The 19,579-nt window shown below is 58.8% G+C and carries 16 protein-coding genes; 6 read left to right on the top strand and 10 right to left on the bottom strand.

The annotated features are described in order from the left end of the window. The first annotated feature begins 5 nt into the window (after positions 1–5). Together proC and GSQ81_RS00925 are read left to right on the top strand one after the other, a co-directional pair. Positions 6–860: a pyrroline-5-carboxylate reductase gene (gene proC / locus GSQ81_RS00920; RefSeq protein ID WP_158908877.1), complete on the top strand. Its 855-nt coding sequence runs from the start codon at positions 6–8 to the stop codon at positions 858–860. Positions 861–911: 51 nt separating this feature from the next. After that, complete coding sequence (locus GSQ81_RS00925) at positions 912–1,841, top strand: COX15/CtaA family protein (RefSeq protein ID WP_254059915.1); 930 nt, start codon at positions 912–914, stop codon at positions 1,839–1,841. Between the two features lie 45 nt (positions 1,842–1,886). Here GSQ81_RS00925 and GSQ81_RS00930 read toward each other — a convergent pair whose 3' ends face one another. Further along, a complete protein-coding gene (locus tag GSQ81_RS00930; protein WP_158908879.1) occupies positions 1,887–2,186 on the bottom strand; it encodes a hypothetical protein in 300 nt (99 codons plus the stop codon). Between the two features lie 409 nt (positions 2,187–2,595). Here GSQ81_RS00930 and GSQ81_RS00935 point away from each other — a divergent pair, with 409 nt between their 5' ends. The 3 genes from GSQ81_RS00935 to GSQ81_RS00945 all read left to right on the top strand — a co-directional run bounded on the left by GSQ81_RS00935 (position 2,596) and on the right by GSQ81_RS00945 (position 6,119). Further along, complete coding sequence (locus tag GSQ81_RS00935; RefSeq protein WP_254059916.1) at positions 2,596–4,284, top strand: sodium:solute symporter family protein; 1,689 nt, start codon at positions 2,596–2,598, stop codon at positions 4,282–4,284. Positions 4,285–4,294: 10 nt separating this feature from the next. Then, positions 4,295–4,555 (top strand): hypothetical protein, encoded by a 261-nt coding sequence (locus GSQ81_RS00940; RefSeq protein ID WP_158908880.1) that lies wholly within the window; start codon positions 4,295–4,297, stop codon positions 4,553–4,555. 151 nt (positions 4,556–4,706) lie between these two features. Then, complete coding sequence (locus GSQ81_RS00945) at positions 4,707–6,119, top strand: L-fucose/L-arabinose isomerase family protein (protein WP_158908881.1); 1,413 nt, start codon at positions 4,707–4,709, stop codon at positions 6,117–6,119. Between the two features lie 73 nt (positions 6,120–6,192). On the opposite strand, the gene GSQ81_RS00950 is transcribed toward GSQ81_RS00945, so the two are convergent. Then, complete coding sequence (locus tag GSQ81_RS00950) at positions 6,193–8,427, bottom strand: TonB-dependent receptor (RefSeq protein WP_158908882.1); 2,235 nt, start codon at positions 8,425–8,427, stop codon at positions 6,193–6,195. Positions 8,428–8,546: 119 nt separating this feature from the next. On the opposite strand from GSQ81_RS00950, the gene GSQ81_RS00955 reads away from it, so the two are divergent. Then, a complete protein-coding gene (locus tag GSQ81_RS00955; RefSeq protein ID WP_158908883.1) occupies positions 8,547–9,770 on the top strand; it encodes an alginate lyase family protein in 1,224 nt (407 codons plus the stop codon). A 65-nt stretch (positions 9,771–9,835) separates the two neighbouring features. On the opposite strand, the gene eda is transcribed toward GSQ81_RS00955, so the two are convergent. The 8 genes from eda to hldE all read right to left on the bottom strand — a co-directional run bounded on the left by eda (position 9,836) and on the right by hldE (position 19,379). Beyond that, entirely contained in the window at positions 9,836–10,492 is a 657-nt protein-coding gene (gene eda, locus GSQ81_RS00960; RefSeq protein ID WP_158908884.1) for a bifunctional 4-hydroxy-2-oxoglutarate aldolase/2-dehydro-3-deoxy-phosphogluconate aldolase, read from the bottom strand. 57 nt (positions 10,493–10,549) lie between these two features. Further along, positions 10,550–11,668 carry a sugar kinase gene (locus GSQ81_RS00965; protein WP_158908885.1) on the bottom strand — a complete coding sequence of 373 codons (1,119 nt, stop codon included), beginning with the start codon at positions 11,666–11,668 and terminating at the stop codon, positions 10,550–10,552. Further along, a complete protein-coding gene (gene kduI, locus GSQ81_RS00970; protein WP_158908886.1) occupies positions 11,668–12,498 on the bottom strand; it encodes a 5-dehydro-4-deoxy-D-glucuronate isomerase in 831 nt (276 codons plus the stop codon). Before kduI ends, GSQ81_RS00965 begins: the two co-directional genes overlap by 1 nt. 38 nt (positions 12,499–12,536) lie before the next feature. After that, positions 12,537–13,571: a dihydrodipicolinate synthase family protein gene (locus GSQ81_RS00975; protein WP_158908887.1), complete on the bottom strand. Its 1,035-nt coding sequence runs from the start codon at positions 13,569–13,571 to the stop codon at positions 12,537–12,539. Between the two features lie 13 nt (positions 13,572–13,584). Next, entirely contained in the window at positions 13,585–16,074 is a 2,490-nt protein-coding gene (locus tag GSQ81_RS00980) for an Ig-like domain repeat protein (protein WP_254059917.1), read from the bottom strand. Between the two features lie 192 nt (positions 16,075–16,266). Next, positions 16,267–16,812 (bottom strand): Dps family protein, encoded by a 546-nt coding sequence (locus GSQ81_RS00985; protein WP_158908888.1) that lies wholly within the window; start codon positions 16,810–16,812, stop codon positions 16,267–16,269. Positions 16,813–16,907: 95 nt separating this feature from the next. Next, complete coding sequence (rfaD, locus tag GSQ81_RS00990) at positions 16,908–17,888, bottom strand: ADP-glyceromanno-heptose 6-epimerase (protein ID WP_158908889.1); 981 nt, start codon at positions 17,886–17,888, stop codon at positions 16,908–16,910. A gap of 3 nt (positions 17,889–17,891) precedes the next feature. Further along, positions 17,892–19,379, bottom strand: coding sequence for a bifunctional D-glycero-beta-D-manno-heptose-7-phosphate kinase/D-glycero-beta-D-manno-heptose 1-phosphate adenylyltransferase HldE (gene hldE, locus GSQ81_RS00995; RefSeq protein ID WP_158908890.1), 1,488 nt, complete (start codon positions 19,377–19,379; stop codon positions 17,892–17,894). Between the last annotated feature and the right edge of the window lie 200 nt (positions 19,380–19,579).

Below are 19,579 nucleotides of genomic sequence, written 5' to 3' on the forward strand. Positions count from 1 at the left end.
TCTATATGAGCGACGAAACGTATGAAGTTGTGGCGCCAGCCCCGGTGATGCCTGGGCTGCGCGTAGCGATTCTTGGTACTGGCAAAATGGGCGGCATTTTGTTGCAGGCCTTTCTCAAAAACAATCTGGTCTCGCCAGATCAGATCTTCGCCACGGTGCAGCATCCGGATCGAGCGCAGGCACTCTCCGCTCAGTTTGGCGTGGAGGTCACCACGGACAATCTGGCCGCAGCGCAACAGGCGGACGTAATCCTGCTGGGCGTAAAGCCCATTCAGGTGCCGGGTGTGATCGAACAGATCAAGTCGGCGCTCTCCCCAGACAAGCTGGTGCTCTCATTCGCAGCTTCAGTGAAAACGCTGAGCATCGAAGAAGCTGCCGGTCATGATCTCGGCGTCATCCGCGCCATGCCTAACACTCCCGCGATGCTGGCTGCGGGAATCACCGCACTCTGCGGCGGACGCTTCGCCTCCGAAGAACAGATGGCCATCGCGCAGCGCATCTTTCAGACCGTCGGACGCACCGTAGTCGTCGACGAAAAGCACATGGACGCCGTCACCGGCCTCTCCGGCTCGGGCCCGGCATTTTTGTACATCATCATCGAGGCACTAGCGGAGGCGGGCGTCAATGTCGGCCTGCCTCGCGATATCGCAACGCTGCTGGCGGCGCAGACGACGCTCGGCTCGGCAAGAATGGTGCTCGAGACGGGATATCATCCGGCGCTCCTCAAAGATGCCGTGACCACTCCGGCAGGCTGCACGGTCGACGGAATTCTCGAACTCGAAGAAGGCGGATTGCGAGTGACCCTGATCAAAGCCGTAAAGCGGGCCACGCAACGAGCCAAAGAACTGGCCAGCGGTTGACGAATATCGGCCACTCGATTGCCGCTGCGTAGAATAAAAACTATGGCGGCAATGGCAGTGAACCGGATCCCAAAGGCGTTGATAGGGTATGCATGGGCAGTCGTTGCTTATAACGTGCTCGTCATTCTTTGGGGAGCCGTCGTGCGTGCCACCGGCTCGGGTGCCGGATGCGGAGACAACTGGCCGCTCTGCAACGGCGATTTCTTCCCGCACCATCCGCGCCTCGCAACCGTCATCGAGTTTGCCCATCGCTCCATGTCCGGAGTCAGCACGGTTCTGGTGATCGGCCTGGTGATCTGGACCTTCTACGCCGTCAAGCGCGGGCACCGCGCACGTCGAGCAGCCGTAGCCTCTGCCATATTGCTGTTGACGGAAGCGCTTCTGGGCGCAGTGTTGGTGCTGGGCGGATACGTCCAGAACAACATCTCCACCGCGCGCGTCATTATGCAGTCCATCCACTTCACCAACACTTTGCTATTTCTGGGATCGCTTGCGCTTACAGCATGGTGGCTTGGCGACCGTCGAACGCTCACCGCTCCCTTCGTTCGCTCTGACAATCGCCTTACCGTGCTTGCCTGGGTGGCGATCCTCGCCACCATCCTCACCGGAGCCACGGGAGCAGTGGCAGCGCTGGCAGACACGCTGTTCCCTTCTCCGAGTCTGCTTGCAGGTTTCGCGTCGGACTTCGCCGCCAACTCCCCGCTGTTGGTAAGAATGCGCTGGGCCCACCCAGCCGCGGCGGTTGTAGGGTTCTGCTGTGTGATCTGGCTGGTGATGAAGTTACGCTCGCGGCTCAGTTGGATCGTCGCGGCTTTGCTGGGCCTGCAATTCCTCCTCGGCATCGCCGACGTTTTACTGCTGGCCCCCACCTGGATACAGATTCTGCATCTACTGGGCGCAGACCTGTACTGGATAGCATTGGTCTGCCTCGCTGCCGAGGCGCTTTGGGGTTCGGCGCACACGGCAGCTCTCGCAGAATAATTTGCCGTCCACTATCGCAAGAAACTGCGACGGCACGGTATTGATCTACTTGTCTTCTACCTTGTGAACGACATGCTTTGTTCCCTTGGCAGACTTGTGGTAAACCTTCTTCGTTCCGTGCTTGGTCTTGTCGTACGCGGTATGGGTTCCCTCCGACGTCTTGTGGTAAGCCTTCTGCGTTCCGGTAGAGATGCCATGGCCGGTGTCCTTGGCTGCATTCTTCGTCTCGTGACCGGCATCCTTCATGTCCCGCTTGGCTCCATCCTGTGAGAAAGCAAAGGTCGATGACATACCAAGCGTCAGGATGCCTGCAAGAAAAAGAGTGCCTGTTTTGCGAATCTGCATATTTCTATCTCCATGAGCAGCGAGTGCCGCTCTCCCCTCAATAGATTCCCTCTTGCGTCTTTGAGTTGCAGGAAGATACGGCGGCAGGTTGATCAGACAGTGCTCACGGCAAGGCGACCGACGACAGCTAAAACGATTTACTTGCAGAAAACAACACAATCCGTCCTGAATTATTTGCTGGCTGATTGAGAATCGAATCCTGTATAGTGGCAACGAACGGAAATTATCGGAATACGCTTTCTGGAGGGGGTTTGGACACCTTCCGTGAATTCGCTCCGCAACACTCCGCCAGATACAAACAGCTTTGATTGAGAGGGTGTGAACGCCTCCCTGCCTATTAGGTATGGACCGTTCGCCTGGGGTTCGACTGATGCAGGCTTTTGCTGCTCTGCTGATGATGAAGGGGCAAATGACCAAACTTGCCCCGGTAGACATTCTGATTCTGGCGTTGTACTTCGCGCTGGTCGTATTCATCGGCTTCTATGCCAAAGGCAAGGCGAACACCAGCGAAGACTTCTTCCTGGCCGGGCGCGAGATGACGGCATGGATCGCAGGCCTGAGCTTCGTATCGGCCAACCTGGGATCGCTGGAGCTGATGGGATGGGCGGGCGCGGCCTACCAGTATGGCATTCTGGCAACCCACTGGTACTGGATCGGCGCGATTCCGGCGATGCTCTTCCTCGGCATCGTGATGATGCCGTTCTACTACATCTCGAAGACGCACTCGGTGCCGGGATACCTGCAACTGCGCTTCGGCGAACCCGCTCGCGGCCTGTCCGCCGTCTCCTTCGGCATCATGACCATCCTGATGAGCGGCGTGAACATGTACGCCATGGCCGTCGTCATGCAGACCGTTCTCGGCTGGAACATCAGCTTCAGCATCTGGGTCGGCGCGGCAACCGTGGCGCTCTATGTCATGCTGGGCGGCCTGCGGTCGGCCATCATCAATGAGGTCCTGCAGTTCGTCCTGATCTGGGCGGGCGCGGCGATGATTCCCATCCTTGGGCTCGTCGAAGCAGGCGGATGGACCAACCTGAAGGCGCAGATCGCCGTAAACGTCGGACGCAGCGACTACACCCATCTGTGGAGCACGCTAGGCCACTTCAAAGACAATCCCATGGGCGTGCACTGGACCGGCATCGTCTTTGGCCTGGGCTTCGTCATCAGCTTCGGTTATTGGACGACCGACTTCCTCGTCGTCCAGCGTGTGCTGAGCGCAAACAATCTGCGTGCAGCCAAGATGGCACCAGTCATCGGCGCAGCCTTCAAGATGGCGGTTCCCTTCATCGTCATCGTTCCCGGCCTGCTGGCACTCGCCGTACTGAAGAACCCCGACGGCAGCGTCATGCACCTCGTCCCCGCAAGCATCGCCAAGGTGACCGGACAGCACAGCTACGACGACGTCCTCCCACTGATGCTGATCCGCTACTGCGGTCCGGGCCTGATGGGCCTCGGCATTACAGCGCTGATTGCGGGCTTTATGAGCGGCATGGCGGGTAACGTCAGCGCGTTCTCTACCGTGTGGACCTACGACATCTACGGTGCCTTTATCAACAAGAAGGCCAGCGATAAGCATTACGTCGCCATGGGCCGCTGGTCGACCGTGGTCGGCATGTTGGTCAGCGTCGCCACCGCCTATCTCGTCATGAATGCGAACAGCATCATGGACTACGTTCAGGCGCTGTTTACCTTTTTCATCGCTCCATTGTTCGGCACCGTCATCCTCGGCATGTTGTGGAAGCGCGCGACCCACGCTGGCGGCTTCTGGGGACTGCTTGCAGGCACGGTCTCATCCATCGGCATGTTCATCTGGACGCATAGCGATCCCGCCGCGCTGCGCTACATCGCTCTCAGCGCCGATGCAAAGCCGATGGCCGAGAACCTCTATCGCGGCCTGTGGAGCTGGCTCATCTGCGTCAGCATCACGGTGATCGTAAGCTTGATGACGAAGCCCGTGCCTGTCGAGCAGCTTGGTGGTCTGGTCTACGGAGTCACGCCGATTCCGCACGACGGGTCGAAGACGCTCTGGCAGAAGCCGATCTTCTGGGCCATTGTGGTCATCACCATCTTCTTTATTCTGAACCTGATGTTGTGGTAGGAGCTGGATTATGAATGCTAAACGCGATAACGACAAACGCGATGTGGAGACAGCCGAGCTGTCAATCTGGTTCTTCTGCGGCATCCTGATGCTGGCCTACGGCCTGGTGCTGGTGTTCACCGGAATCTCTGAGTTTCACAACCCTCCGCCGAACGAGGTCTTGCTGCCATGGTTACAGCCGCTGCACCCGACCCTTTGGTGGGGCGCGGTCATGACTGTGTTTGGCGGAATCTATACGATCAAATTCTGGCCGAACCGGAAGTTGTCCTAAAAACTTCCTCTAGTTAAGTCTCGGTTTTGAAAGGTCGGACTTCAGTCCCGCCGTCAACGCGATCGAATCAACGCGGCTTCAGCCGCTGAGTGCAATTCGATTCTATGCAGTAAAGCCCCGTTCGCGGGTTCAAATCAATTTGGAGACGTAGATGTCGAAGCAGATGACGATGGGTGTGATAGTGGGCAACCGGGGATTTTTCCCGAGCCATTTGGCGACGAGCGGGCGGCTGGAGGTGATTGCGGCGCTGGAGGCAGCGGGGATCAAGCCGATCGTGCTGACGCCCGAAGACACGGCGCATGGCGCGGTCGAGACCTACGAGGACGCGAAGAAGTGCGCCGCGCTGTTCAAAAAGCACGCCGCCGAGATCGACGGCATCATCATCACGCTGCCCAACTTCGGCGAAGAGCGCGGGCTGGCCGACACGCTGCGCCTCGCGAATCTGCAGGTCCCGGTGCTGATCCAGGCCACGCCCGACCACGCCGGCAAGATGTCGATCGCCTTTCGCCGCGACAGCTTCTGCGGCAAGATGTCGATCTCGAATAATCTGCGCCAGTACGGCATCCCTTACTCACTGACGCGGCTGCACACCGAGGCGCCGGACTCGCCCGAGTTCAAGGCCGATCTCGAGTGGTTCGCCGCGGTCTGCCGCGTCGTCGACGGCATGAAGAACCTGCGTATCGGCGCGATCGGCGCACGTCCCACCGCCTTCAACACGGTCCGCTACTCCGAAAAGCTGCTTGAGAAGAGCGGCATCACCGTCGAGACGCTCGATCTCAGCGAGGTCTTCGGACGTATCGAAAGAACGAAAGATAACGACGATGCCGTTCAGCAAAAGCTCGCCACCATCAAAAAGTACATCTCGACCAACAACGTTCCCGAGGCCGCGCTGCTGAAGATGTCGAAGCTCGGCGCTGTGATCGATGGATGGATGAAGGCGAGCGAACTGACCGTCAGCTCGGTGCAGTGCTGGACCTCGATGGAAGAATACTTCGGCGTCGTCCCCTGCACGGTGATGAGCATGATGAGCGAGAACCTGTTGCCCAGCGCCTGCGAGACCGACACCATGGGGACGCTGAGCATGTACGCGCTCACGCTGGCGAGCGAGACGCCCTCGGCGCTGCTCGACTGGAACAACAACTACGGCGACAACCCGGACAAGGCGGTCTGCTTCCACTGCTCCAACCTGCCCAAGCACTTCTTCAATCAAGGCGTGAAGATGGACTTCCAGCAGATCATCGCCGGAACCGTCGGCAAGGAGAACACCTACGGCACGCTTGACGGTACGGTCAAGGCCGGCGCGATGAGCTTCGCCCGCTTCTCCACCGACGACTTCGAGGGCACCATCAAGGGCTACGTCGGCGAGGGCAATTTCACCGATGATCCGCTCAACACCTTCGGCGGCGCAGGCGTGGTCGAGATCCCCAACATGCAGCAACTGCTCCGCTACATCTGCGAGAACGGCTTCGAACACCACGTGGCCGCCAACTTCGCCACCGTCGCATCCCCCATCCAGGAAGCCACCACCAAATACCTCGGCTGGCCCATGCACTTGCATAAATAAAAAGCAGATTCCCTCAAACTAATCGAGTGCCCCATGTCCGGAACTTCGGACATGGGGTATTTAGCTTTGGAGCTTAGCGAAGTCGAACACCGACGGAGACAATGCGCGGAGCGCCCAAGGTCAGCAGTGGAGTTCGTCCCGCCTGAACCTCAGTATTGAAGAGATTCTGCGCCGAGCTATAAACCTGCCACCGCCGTCCAAACGCATGTTCAGCATAAAGATCCACCTGAGCGTAACCAGCGAGTCGAAATTGATTTGCAGAATCATCAAACGACTGTCCGCTGGTTCTAAGATCGACACTCAGAATGCCAACCCTGTCTTTGTGAAATCGAGCCTGCAGCGTTGCGCTGTTTCGCGGCACCTCCGCCGTCCACTTGCCTACAAGCGTAGGGTCGGCCTGAAACTTCGTCACCGTCGAGACTGCATACTGATATCCACCAGTCAGCATGAGAAACGGCAGCGGCTTCAACTCATACTCCGCAGTGAGGCCACGGCTCTCCAACTGACCCAAATTCTGACGCTGCAGTAGCTGACTCGTCGGAGTGGAGCTGATGGCGACCGACGCCACCGGACGATTCACCTGCGTCCAGAAGTAGCTGCCGCGTACCGAGCCCCAACGCGAGAGATCCACCAGCGCACCGGCCTCAAAACCCGTAGCCCGCTCCGACCGCAGATTTCCATTCGCCAGCGTGATCTGCTGGCCTACCTGAAATTTGCGGTACAACTCGTTCAGCGACGGTCCACGAAAGGCGCGAAAGCCCGAGGCCGTCAGCGACAAGCCACCAGCAACCTTCTTGACGATGCCGAGCCGCGGATCGAAGACCGTCTCCTGAACGGTAGGGAGCGGCGTGGACGCGGACGAGCCTGCCGTAGTCTGCTTCGCGTCTAAATTACCAAAGCGATCGAGCCGCGACGAGAACGCAATCGACCATGTCGATGGTTGCCACAACACCTCTCCATAGATGCCGTCGCCGCGCTGCCGCGCGCTGGTGCTCACCGTTGGCTGATTGACGCCGCTCTTAACCGAAGTCTCGTTGTCCGTCGCACGCGTATCAATCAGGTCGCCGCCCGCGACCAGCGTCACCTTCCCCGCATAACCGCGCGCCCACTGCACCGCGCCGCCAATCTGCTGCGAAGGAACGCCCTGCAGGCTCGTCAGTTTCTCCGAAGCGCGGTCGACGGCAATCGACGAAAAGCTCTGCCGATAGTTCTGATCGGAACCATAGAGACGAAGAAAAAACCGTCCGGCATCCGCAGGAGACCAGTTTGCGCCGCCAGCGTATCTCCACAGGCGCGTCGCGTTGGTCTGCGCCGGTGTTCCATTACCGCGAGCTTCGTTAAGCAGATTCCCGAGCAGAAATATGCTGCCATCGCTGCCGAGAGCACGTCGCAGCTCGACCCGCCCGCTCTGCGAGTGAACGTTCGAGGCTGTATCGATAGACCCGCGCACTGCGGGAGCGGTAAGAATGTATCCATCGGTGCGAAAGAGCGACGTTGCGGCAAGTCCGCTCCAGCCGTGCTCTCCCACGGTGAGCAGCCCGTTGACGCTCGAGGTTTCTTCGCTTGCACCCGAAACATCCGCAGCATAGCCAAAATGTTGCGGCACCACCGGTACCACGTCGATGACGCCGCCAATAGCGCTCGAACCGTAGAGGTCCGAAGCACCGCCACGCATTAGTTCGACATCACGCACAGCCAGCTCCGGAATCTCGTTCCAATGAATCCATCCACCAAAAGCGTCGTTCAGTGGAACCTGATCGCTCAGCACAAGCGTGCGGCTGACAGCAGTGGAGCCAAGCCCACTCAATGATGTTCCCTGCGTCGTTGGATTGGAGACCCACGAGCTGGTCCTGCGAAAGAGCTGAAAGCCTGCAACCTGACGAAGCGCGTCGTCGAGTGTAAATCCGGGAGCCTCCTGAAGCTGCTCTCCGGTCATAGTGCGGACGCTGCTGGCGCTGGCATCGAGCGCCAGGGGCATACGCGCAGCCGTCACCTCGATACTCTCTGAAGCAGCAGCAACCCGCAGCACGATCACCAATGGGTCCTGATCGCCTACAGTCTGTAACGCAGGAGCAAAACCACTGTGAGCCACCTGAACCTGCGCCCCCACATCTGCTGGCACCGATGCGCATCCATCCACCTTGCTGGAATATATCTGCGGCTGATTCTGGACATGGACCGTGGCACCGGACAACGCATCGCCACGCTGGTCCTGCACGCATACCTGCACGTTGCGCGGAGTCGCGAAGGCTAAAGAAACAGAACAGAACAGACAGACGGCAGTTGAACCAGCGAATCGAATCGACATGATCTCCCCATACAATCCTATCGTTTCAAGCGCGGCTTTCGCGAGGAGGCGTCGAGATTTCTCCGCTTTCCTCGCTACTTCGTACTTCGTGATACTCTTCCGCACAAGAAGGCCGAACGATGCCGATCACTCGCAGAATCTTTTGCACGCAAGCCGCTGGCGCTGTCACTACAGGTATTCTTCTGCCGAGGCCGCTCATCGCACAGGCATCGACAGCTCGACCGGACGTCGCGGTAATCGACCACGACCGCATCCTCAAAGCAGCGCAAAGCTATCTCACCAAGCGGCCAACTCCGCTGACGACGCTGCCCTGCAAGCGCAGCCCCGGAACGCCCCATGACTTCTACTCCGAAGCCGAGGACTACTGGCCCGACCCGGCGAAGACGGACGGCTCTTATCTGCAACGAAAGGAATCAGCGAATCCGGCGGCATTCACAGCGCACCGCAATGCGCTGCTCGACCTGAGCATCTGGGTGCCTGCGTTGGTGGCGGCATACCTGCTGACAAAGGAAGAGCGCTATGCGGAGGCCGCCGTACGGCATCTGCGCGCATGGTTCGTCGATCCGGCTACGAGCATGACGCCGAGCCTCATGGATGCAAGCGTTGTTCTTCCTGCGAAGACAGGGCGCTTTGAAGGCATTGTGGAGACAGTTCATCTAGCGGAGGTAGCGCAGGCAATTCCCTTCCTCACGAACGCGGAAGCTTTCACGAAGAACGATGCAGATGGCGTGACCAGGTGGTTTGGCACCTACTTCGATTGGCTCAACAACTCGCAGTTCGCCGGGCTTGCGCGCGACCAGAAGGACCATCACGGAAGCTCGTGGCTGCTGCAAACCATCGCGTTCATGCGGCTGCGTCTAGCGCTCTTGCCGAATACCGACGACACACCGCTGGGAGAGCTTCGCCATCGCTATAAGTCGGTAACGATTCGCGCCCAGATTAACGCCGATGGGGTATTTCCGCATGAACTCTCAACGCCGAATGCTTATCGGCTTTCGCTCTTCAACCTGGACATGCTCGCGGCGATCTGCCTGTTGCTCTACACGCCCTTCGACAGTGTGTGGGAGTACGACCTGCAGGATGGCCCGGGGATGCGTGCAGCCATTGCGCGCCACTTTCCGTTTATCAGGAACAAGGGCGCGTGGCCCTACCCGGCGGACGCTACCCACTTTGACGATCTGCCGCTGCGCCAGCCCAGCCTGCTCTTCTGCGCACGAGCATATACACGGCCAGAGTACGCCGACCTCTGGAAGATGCTGCCCGCAGACACAGAGATTGCAGAGTTGCAGCGAACCTTTCCCATTCGGCAGCCGCTGCTCTGGGTCACTCGGCCAAAGCCATAACGAAGCTGCGTCGTTGCCTCAAAGATGAGGCGAAGTTTGCGGCTTCGCTTCCGCGAAGAGACGGATTAGTTCTTTTTACCGGCACGATGCTCATTGACGATGACAAGATACTTCCGGGCGGTCTCGGTAACGACCTCAGGCTTACCCGCCGCCATGGCCTTCGCATCCACAAGGTCCGACCCTACGCCCAGAGCAAATGCCCCGGCGCTAAGGAACTCGGCCGCAGTGGCGAGAGAGACGCCGCCAGTCGGAATCAGATCCACCTGAGGCAGAGGTCCTTTGAGTGCGGTGAGGTACTTGGCTCCGCCCATGGCGCTTGCCGGAAAGACCTTGACCACATCGGCTCCGGCCTGCCATGCCGTAACGATCTCAGTCGGCGTAAGCGCTCCAGGCAGCACCGCGATGGAGTAGCGATGGCACATCTCAATGGTCTGCAAATTGAGCGCAGGGCTGACGACAAACTTTGCGCCTTCGAGGATGCACATGCGCGCAGTCTCAGCATCGAGCACGGTTCCGGCTCCGATAAGAATATCCGGGCGCTGCTCGGCCAGTTTGCGCATCACCTGGATCGCGCCAGGCACGGTCATGGTGATCTCAAGCACAGTGACTCCGCCGGCAGCGATGGCTTCGGCAAGGGCGAGGGCCTTATCTACAGATTCCGCGCGGAGAACCGGTACCAGACCGATCTCGCGGAGTGATTGCAATACTTCTTCTTTACGCATCTCTAATTCTCTCTCCTGATTCTTAAGCTCAGGTTGTGCTGATAAATTTTCTGCAAGCTACCGCTGCACTCTGGCTCCGCTGCCCTTCATCACGCGCTGCACTTCGTCGAAGGTAGCCATGGTGGTGTCCCCCGGAGTAGTCATAGCAAGAGCACCATGAGCGCAGCCGCAGTTGACCGCCCAGTCGGCACCCTTCTCGTCGAGGAAGCCGTAAATCAACCCCGAAGCGAAGGAGTCGCCGCCGCCGACACGGTCGAAGATCTCTAGGTCGGGCATGGGACGCGCTTCATGAAAGGCCCCATCGTAATAGCAGACAGCGCCCCAATCGTTAACGGTGGCCGTCTTTGCATGGCGCAGCGTAGTCCCCACTGCCTTGAAATTGGGGAAGGTAGTCACTGCCTTCTCGATCATGCGGCGGAAGCTGCCGGTGTCGAGTTCGGCGAGGTCGTCGCCTGCGCCTTCGATCTCAAAGCCCAGTGCAGCAGTAAAGTCCTCTTCGTTGCCAATCATGACATCGACGTAATTTGCGAGTTCGCGGTTCACTTCGGTGGCGCGAGCCTTGCCGCCAATCGACTTCCACAGAGAGTCGCGGTAGTTAAGGTCGTAGCTGATGATGGTGCCGTGCTTGCGTGCAGCGAGCATCGCCTCTTTGGCGACCTCAGGCGTCGTCTCACTGAGCGCGCAGAAGATGCCGCCAGTATGCAGCCAGCGTGCGCCCTCTTTGCCGAAGATCTCATCCCAGTCGATCTGACCGGGCTTCAACTGGCTGACTGCGGTGTTGCCACGGTCAGAGCAGCCAAGAGCAGCGCGAACACCGAAGCCGCGCTCGGTAAAGTTCAACCCATTGCGCGTAGTGCGGCCAACGCCGTCATACTTCGTCCAAACGACGTGCGACTGATCGACACCGCCCTGCAACATCAGGTCTTCGAGCAGGCGGCCTACAGGATTATCGGCAAGCGCGGTGACAATAGTCGTCTTCAGACCGAAGCAGCGGCGCAGGCCACGAGCTACGTTGTACTCGCCGCCACCCTCCCACACGTTGAACTGACGTGCCGTAGCTACACGCACATCGCCGGGATCGAGCCGAAGCATCACTTCGCCAAGACTAACCAGATCCCACTTGCATTCATCCTTCGAACGAAGGACGAGACTATTTGCCGACTTCCCTGCTGCCATTACTTAAGCTCCGCGATGGCTACGCCATCCATATCGTCGTACGCCTGGTTCTCTCCGCCCATGCCCCAGCAGAAGCCATAGTTCTTCGTGCCGACACCGGCATGAATCGACCAGCCCGGCGAGACCACCACTTCCTTGTCCGCGATCACCAGGTGGCTGGTGGCGTCCGGCGGTCCCATCAGGTGAAATACGCGGTGCGCGGGGTCAACATCGAAGTAGAAGTAAACCTCACTGCGGCGCATGTGCGTGTGCGCGGGCATGGTGTTCCAGTTGCTGCCCGAGGCGAGCAGCGTGAAGCCCATGACAAGCTGGCAGCTCTTGATTCCCTGTTTGTAGATCGCCTTGTAGATTGTGCGCTTATTGCATGTCTCCACACTCCCCAACTCAAGCCCCTTAAGGTCGGCAAACTTCACCGTCGCCGTCGGATACTCGGCATGCGCAGGATAGCTGAGCAAGTAGAAGTTCGCGGGATTCTTCGCATCCTTGCTGGTGAACGAAACCTCCTTCGAGCCGCGTCCAACGTAGAGGCAGTCTAGCTTGTCGAGATCGAAGGTCTTACCGTCAACCGTCACCGAGCCAGCACCACCCACGTTGAGCACGCCAAGCTCGCGACGCTCCAGAAAATAATCGGCGCGCAGCTCAGGCTCGGTTTCGAGCTTGAGCGCGGCCTTGGTCGGCACCGCGGAGCCGATGACCGTGCGATCGAGATCGACATACGCAAATTCGATTTCGCCGGGCTGGAAGAGCCCTTCCAGCAGAAACGTCTCACGCAGTTCGTCGGCATTCATCATCTCGTACCGGACGGCGTCCGCCATTTGATACAACCTCATTGCATTTCTCCTTGATTCAACTCATCCAGTATAAGAGTTCAGTTGCGCAGACCTTGCAGCAGCGACTCAATTTGTGTGCGATCTTCGCCACTTGGTGGCAACAGCGGCAGACGAGGCAGTCCACCGAAGTAGCCATTCAGGTCGCAGCCGAATTTGATCGCGGCGGTCCCTACCTCTTCTTCGATATATTTTGCCGCCGCCTGCAGACGCTGCTGCTTCTCTTCGGCGAGCCCGCGGTCGCCATCCTTCCATGCGGCGATGACCTCGTAGGTAGCCTGCGGCGCACACGCCGCAAACGCAGGCATCGCGCCAACGGCACCGGCCAGCAACGCATCGAGCATGGTCACAGTGTTCCCCGCCAGAATCTGAAAGCCCACACCCTTGATGCGAGTCTTGATCCCCGGTGTAGCCGAAAGCACCGTAAGCGCAGCACCGCCGCCAGTCGAGAGCGTCGACGCGGCTTGCTGCGGAGCCAGCATTCGTCCAGTTACCGCCGCAAAGACCGGGGTCACGGTAACATCGCGCTTGATGGCGGCTGTCACCCGCTTAAGTTCCGCAACGCGTTCCGAGGTCAGCTTGCCGTCGACCAGCCCGAGAATGCGTGGATGACCTGCAAGCTCGATCACAATCTCAATCGGCAGGCTCGCGCCAGTTGCGTCGAGCACAATGGGCAGTGCCGCACGATCAGCAACGGCCTGGAAATAAGTCAGCAACTCTTTTGCCTGACGCGCAGCAGCCACCGCTTGCAAAAATGACGGCGGCGCGACCAGCGCAGCATCATAAGCGAGGGCCGCAGCGTGGTCAGCAATCGCAAGCGTCTCGTGAACGCTGTCGCGCGAAATTCCAGCGAGCATGACCTTCTCAGAAGCAGCGGCTTCGATAGCAATTTGCAGAGTCTGCCGCGTCTCCTCGTCCGAGAGCATTGTGGGCTCGCCATGACGGCTCAGCACGGCGATGGCCGAGACCGGACTCTTGGAGTAGGCGGCTACGTTGTGTTCGAGTTTGCGGAGGTTCAATCGACCATCGGGATAAAAGGGCGTGGTCAGAGGGAGATGAAGGCCTTCAAGCAGCATGTTCCTATTCTAGCTAGTCGGAGGACTCTACGAGCAGGTTGACCGTGGTGGAATGCTGGATCGTGCCTCCGGCAGGAGTGGTAGCCGTTCCAGTAACGGTGATCGTGTAAGCCTTAGGCGGGCTGGCAGAGCCGCTTCCCGTGTTCACCCGGTCTCCACAGCCGGAACAAAATGTAAGCCCACTGACGATCACGGCGCAGGCAACGAAGCTCAGAAAATTGCCGCGAACTCGCTTGCGCAACGCGATGCCCAAGAAGGGAAAAAGCAAAAGACCAAGCAGTGGGCTTCTGAGTCCTCTGCCAAGCGCCGTAGTCTGCGGCGTGTTGATCGTCAACGTAAAGCTATAGGGCGTCGCTCCAGGAGGCAGGTACGCAGGATTGAACGAGGCTGTCGCCAGCGGAGGAAGGCCGCTCGCAGCCAGTGTGATCGGGCTCGAAAGCGCAGCGCCCTGAATTTGCAGCGTGAAGTTGAAGTTAGCCGAACCGCCCGAGGGAATGGTCTGCGAGGTCGGTCCGCTGGGAGTGAAGCTAAAGTCGGCAGCGTTAGGAGGTGCGGCGACCACGATAATCTGCAAAGAATTGGAAGCACTGGCGATGAAATTTCGATCTCCGGCATAAAGCGTGGTAAGCGTGTGCGCACCGAGAGCGAGCGTGCTGGTGGTATAGGTCGCGGGATTGGTTCCCGTAAAGATGGCAGTCGCTCCGTCCTTGAAAGTGATAGCGCCGGTAGGAGTCCCTGCCGTAGTTGGCGCAGCGCTGGCGGTGAGCGTCAGCGGTGCTCCGGCGATGATCGAGGTAGCCGACGGTGTGAGCGTCGCAATGGTGGGAGCAGGGGCGATGGTTACACTTGCAGGCACGGCGGTGAAGCTGTAGTTCTTTGCAGCCATTCCCATCAGCGCAGAGGTGATGGGGTAAGTCGCGACCGGCGCAAAGACTGCGACAGGCGCGGTAAATGTAGCGGTAAGATTGGCGTCGTCCTGGGGCAGATCGCCGGAAAGCCTTCCCGTTAACGCAGGAATAGGCTGGCCGTAGAGCAGTGTGACAGGGTCCGGCGTAGCAACCAGCGGGCGAGGCGTGATGCTGAACGTCAGCGGCTGGCTTTGCGATGAGGGCTGATCCCCAACGTAGGAGGCGAGCACGCTGTAGCTCCCCACCGAAAGAGCACTCGTATCAAAGGTAGCCGTGTTGGCAGTGAGCGGCGCGGTTTCAAGAGTCGTGCCCGTGGCCGTCTTCGGATCGAGCAGCGTAAAGGTGATCGAGCCGGTTGCGCTAGACGACGCAAGCGTGGCCGTGAGCTGTCCGCTGCCGTAGACGATGGTAGCCGGAGCGGTAAGCGTAAGCGTGTTGATCGGTGTGGTCGTGAGTCCGGCGATGGTATGAATATCAGGAGCAGGCTGCGTGTCGAGCTGGCGGACGCGCTCATTCGCAGTATCGGTAAGGGTCGCAACGCCAGTCGCCGTAAGGTTGGTAGCGCGGGGAGAGTCAAGGCTGGCTGCCGTCGCTGGCCCCCCATCGCCGCTGAAGCCTTGCGTGCCATCGCCGGCAATGGTGGTGATGGCACCAGTAGTAGCGTCGATGCGGCGGATGCGGTGGTTAGCGGTATCGGCAATGTAAAGGTTCCCCGCCCCATCGATGCTGAGGCCATGCGGAAGCGAGAAGCGCGCCGCAGAGGCCGTGCCGTTGTCGCCGCTGAAGCCTGCGGACGCACCTGCAATCGTGGTGATCCTTCCGGTAGCCGCCGAGATTTTTCGGATGCGATGGTTGTGCGTATCGGCCAGATAGAGATTTTGATTTGCATCCACAGCCAGCCCGGCGGGAGAGTCGATGGCGGCTGCTGTCGCTGGGCCACCATCGCCGCTATAGCCCTGCGTGCCGTTGCCTGCCATGGTGCTGATCTGGCCGGTGGTCAGATTGAGCTTGCGAATGCGATGGTTCTGCGTATCGGCGATGTAGAGGTTATTGCTGCCATCGAGCGCCAACGCAGTAGGAAGATTCAGTTGCGCCGCCGTGGCCGGGCCATTGTCGCCGCCGAAGCCAGGGGTCGAACCCGCGATGGTAGTGATCGTGCCGCTGCTAAGGTCGACCCTGCGGATCCGGTGGTTGTGCGTATCCGCGATATAGAGATTACTCGCCGCAAGCGCAAGACCTTGCGGAGAATCCAGAAGCGCGGCACTCGCCGGACCATTATCGCCACTGAATCCCTGCGTTCCGGGGCCCGCAATCGTGGTGATGTTCCCTGCCGTATCCACTTTGCGGACAACATGGTTGCCCGTCTCAGCGATGTAGAGATTGCCTGCGGCGTCGTAAACAATGGCCGACGGAAGAATGAGCGGAACTGTAGTCGCCGGAATTTGGGCGTGTCCAAATAAGGCGAAGAAAAACAGCAGGAGCACCACCCCGAACGAAAGGGGAAGGCGGCGCGATGGCGGCGGGATGCTCTGCTGGCCCATGGGGAGTGTAACCCCAAGATACCCTACAGACCCTGCGGGTGGAAGCCGTTCCATGGAACGGTACCGCCGGATAAGCCATACAAGAGGGTGATTCCAGTTTCAGTGTGCGAGGAGCTCCGGGAAAAAGCTATCTCAAGAGCAAAGTTTAGGCAGTATCGACCTATCGATGGGTTGTAAGTGTCTGCTTGGAAACTCGTTAGCCACACCGTTCTATAGGTCGATACTGCCTGGCCATGCCGATAAGCTTTAGTGCCCGGTCGAGTCTCCACGGCGGCTTGTTTCAAACAGGAACCAAGTACGCCGTTCGGTTTCGTCGATCCAGTTTTCGATCAGGCTGGCCGTGGCGACATCGCCGTGATCGTCGCAGGTGCCATGGGCCTCGCGCAGGCGCTTGGTCAAGTCCTGGTTGTCTTCGCGCAACTCGGCGAGCATATCCGCCGGCTCGACATAGTTGGCATCGTTATCGGAGATTCGCTGCAACCGGGCGATCTGGCCGGTCGACCTCAGCGTTGTTCCGCCTATCTTGCGAACGCGTTCGGCAATCGGATCTGTCATGGCAAAGAGTTGGTCACCCTGCTCATCGAGCAACAGGTGATAGTCGCGAAAATGCGGTCCGCTCATATGCCAGTGAAAGTTTTTGGTCTTCAGATAAAGCGCGAAGACATCCGCCAAAATTCCATTCATGGCGGCTGTAATGTCCTTTGTGGCCGCCGCCTTCACGTCGGTTGGAGTGGCGAGCGGCGCTTCCTGCCTGCTCTTCAGGTTTTCCTTTGATCCATTCGATTTCTTCATATGAATTACTCCTTACTGAACAATGCTTATCGTATCGCGCTTCATAAGCGCGGCGAAGGTTGCCGGTGCGACGGCCCTCTAACTGAACACAACAATTAGAGCGCTGGTTCCTCGATAAAGGTTTGCTTCACACCTTCTTCGAGCGAGGTAAAAGGCGCGGCGTATCCAGCAACGCGGAGACCGACGACATCAGCCTGCGTATAGTGCTGATATCGGTTCTTGAGGTCTCCGGGAAAAGGGATGTATTCAATCTTCCCTGGACCATGCACCTGCATCAAGGCTTCTGCCACCGCCTTGAAGGTGCGCGCTTCCCCTGTACCGGCATTGACGATCGCTTGCACGGGCTTGCGAGGGCTATCGGGAAGCAGACCTCCGAAGAACATGTTGATGCGCGCAAGATCTTTGACAAAGACAAAATCGCGCCGCTGCTCTCCATTGCTGTAGCCACCCGAGCCCTCGAACATGCGGATCGTCCCGATATCTTTCAGTTGGCGGGTGAAGTGGTGGATGACGCTGGCCATGCGTCCTTTGTGCTGTTCGCGCGGACCGTAGACGTTGAAGTAGCGCAAGCCCACGACCGTGCTCTTGATCTCTGGCAGCAGGCGGCGCAGGTAATTATCGAAGACCAGCTTCGAGTAGCCATAGACGTTTAATGGCCGCTCGTTCGCCGGAACTTCTCTGAACTCCGTGCTCGCCCCATAGACGGCCGCCGTAGAGGCGTAGACAAGAGGAATCTTCCTGTCTAACGCGAAGTGCAACAACTCCTTGGAGTAGGTGAAGTTGTTGTCCATCATGTAGCGCCCATCGTCTTCGAGCGTATTGGAGCACGCGCCCTGATGCAAAATGGCGCGAATCTTTGCCCCCTCAAAGTCTCCTGCCTTCAGCGCGGCGCGGAACTCCTTCTTGTCCATGTAGTCCGCGTACTCAGCCCCTGCAAGATTGAGGAACTTAGGCCCACTCAGATTAGGCGCAGGGGCGAGATTGTCGACGACCAGAATGTCGCGTTCGCCAGCCTGATTCAGTTGGTGGACAAGATTGCTGCCGATAAAGCCTGCTCCGCCGGTCACGATAATCACGGTTTAGTTCTCCTCGCTTTGCGCGTTGTTCGCGGTAAGTTTTTTGACGATGTTCGTCGTAGAGAAACCTTCGACAGTAGGGACGATCTCGACGCGCCCTCCGGCAGCGATAACGTCTTCATGGCCGACAACGGTTTCAACGGTGTAGTCGCCGCCCTTAACCAGAACATTGGGCCGAAGCGCACGAATCAGTTCAACCGGAGTGTCTTCTTCAAAGAGAACGACCGCATCCACGGCAGCCAGGGCAGCCATGACGCGGGCCCGCTCGCGTTCGCCGACGATAGGCCGCGACGGCCCTTTCAGACGGCAGATCGACGCATCTGCATTCAGGCCAAGGACAAGCTTCGAGCCGAAACGGCGGCAATCTTCGAGCAGCGTAATGTGGCCGACATGAAGAAGATCGAAGCAGCCGTTGGTGAAGACGATCGTCTCGCCCGAAGCGCGCCACTCGGCGACGCGATTTTTGGCATGGTCCAGATCGAGGATCTTCTCTCCCGCCGTAACCCCGGAACTGGGAGTGAGCACAGCCACCAGTTCGTGTCCGGCGATAGGAACCGTTCCCACCTTGCCGACGACGATGCCCGCAGCAAGATTGGCAAGCTCGATGGCAGTCTCGATCTGAAGCCCACCGGCGAGGCACGCAGCCAGAGTAGCAATGACGGTGTCCCCCGCACCGGAGACGTCAAAGACCTCGCGGGCCCGCGCCGGAGAATGAAAACTGCTGTCACGGCGAAGCAGCGTAATTCCCTTCTCGCTCATGGTGACGGTTAAATATTGGAAGTCATTTTCGGAGATCAGCGGTTGAGCAGCCGTCAGTATGGCATCGGTCTGGTGTGCGGAGACGCCTGTGGCGAGCGACAGTTCGCCAAGGTTCGGGCAAACCGTGGTCGCTCCCTTGTACTTGCTGAAATCAGGCGTTTTCGGATCGGCAAGAATGGGAATTTTGGCAATGCGAGCAGCATTAATCACGGCAGCACATAGCTGATTGGTAAGCGCGCCCTTGGCGTAGTCCGAGAGCACCACGGCGTGGACTTTGCTGACCAGCTCCGTAGCGCGGTCAATCAGCCTTCTCAATTCAATCTCCGGCGGCGTATCGCGGCTCTCGATGTCGAGACGCAACAGTTGCTGGTTGCGTCCGACGATGCGGGTCTTGGAGATGGTCGGCTGCGAACTCGTAACTACGCCCACAGTATCCACACCGGCGTGGTCGAGAATGGCAGCGAGCTCGCCCTGCTCCATATCGCTGCCCCAGAAGCCACTGAGGATCGCCTGGCAACCTAGCCCGGCCAGGTTCATGGCCACATTGGCAGCGCCGCCAGCACGCTCATAACGTTGAGCATGGCGGATCACCGGCACCGGAGCTTCGGGAGAGATGCGGTCGACATCGCCGTGAATATAGCGGTCGAGCATTATGTCGCCGATGACCAGTACTTTAAGTTGGCTGAAGCCACCTTCGAGAAGGTTCAGAACGGAGTGGAGTTCGGGCAACATTTTTTGGGAGGACTCCTTATCTTCCATCATCGCATCTTCTTGTGAAATTTCGAAAAGTGATGCATAGAGCGTCCGTAGAGCAAAAATTACTGGTCAACGCAACTTTAAATTGTTGTTTTTGGGCGACGGATAGGCATGCACATCACCAGAGACTTTACAGAAACAAATGATCCCGTGACGATTTCGCTTCAGGCAACCTG

This window comes from Granulicella sp. L56 (assembly GCF_009765835.1).
Taxonomy (GTDB): Bacteria; Acidobacteriota; Terriglobia; order Terriglobales; family Acidobacteriaceae; genus Edaphobacter.

Excerpts from the sequence above, each read along its gene's own strand:
- proC (WP_158908877.1), top strand. The coding sequence starts at position 6 with ATGAGCGACGAAACGTATGAAGTTGTGGCGCCAGCCCCGGTGATGCCT.
- GSQ81_RS00925 (WP_254059915.1), top strand. The coding sequence starts at position 912 with ATGGCAGTGAACCGGATCCCAAAGGCGTTGATAGGGTATGCATGGGCA.
- GSQ81_RS00930 (WP_158908879.1), bottom strand. The coding sequence starts at position 2,186 with ATGCAGATTCGCAAAACAGGCACTCTTTTTCTTGCAGGCATCCTGACG.
- GSQ81_RS00935 (WP_254059916.1), top strand. The coding sequence starts at position 2,596 with ATGACCAAACTTGCCCCGGTAGACATTCTGATTCTGGCGTTGTACTTC.
- GSQ81_RS00940 (WP_158908880.1), top strand. The coding sequence starts at position 4,295 with ATGAATGCTAAACGCGATAACGACAAACGCGATGTGGAGACAGCCGAG.
- GSQ81_RS00945 (WP_158908881.1), top strand. The coding sequence starts at position 4,707 with ATGTCGAAGCAGATGACGATGGGTGTGATAGTGGGCAACCGGGGATTT.
- GSQ81_RS00950 (WP_158908882.1), bottom strand. The coding sequence starts at position 8,427 with ATGTCGATTCGATTCGCTGGTTCAACTGCCGTCTGTCTGTTCTGTTCT.
- GSQ81_RS00955 (WP_158908883.1), top strand. The coding sequence starts at position 8,547 with ATGCCGATCACTCGCAGAATCTTTTGCACGCAAGCCGCTGGCGCTGTC.
- eda (WP_158908884.1), bottom strand. The coding sequence starts at position 10,492 with ATGCGTAAAGAAGAAGTATTGCAATCACTCCGCGAGATCGGTCTGGTA.
- GSQ81_RS00965 (WP_158908885.1), bottom strand. The coding sequence starts at position 11,668 with ATGGCAGCAGGGAAGTCGGCAAATAGTCTCGTCCTTCGTTCGAAGGAT.
- kduI (WP_158908886.1), bottom strand. The coding sequence starts at position 12,498 with ATGAGGTTGTATCAAATGGCGGACGCCGTCCGGTACGAGATGATGAAT.
- GSQ81_RS00975 (WP_158908887.1), bottom strand. The coding sequence starts at position 13,571 with ATGCTGCTTGAAGGCCTTCATCTCCCTCTGACCACGCCCTTTTATCCC.
- GSQ81_RS00980 (WP_254059917.1), bottom strand. The coding sequence starts at position 16,074 with ATGGAACGGCTTCCACCCGCAGGGTCTGTAGGGTATCTTGGGGTTACA.
- GSQ81_RS00985 (WP_158908888.1), bottom strand. The coding sequence starts at position 16,812 with ATGAAGAAATCGAATGGATCAAAGGAAAACCTGAAGAGCAGGCAGGAA.
- hldE (WP_158908890.1), bottom strand. The coding sequence starts at position 19,379 with ATGTTGCCCGAACTCCACTCCGTTCTGAACCTTCTCGAAGGTGGCTTC.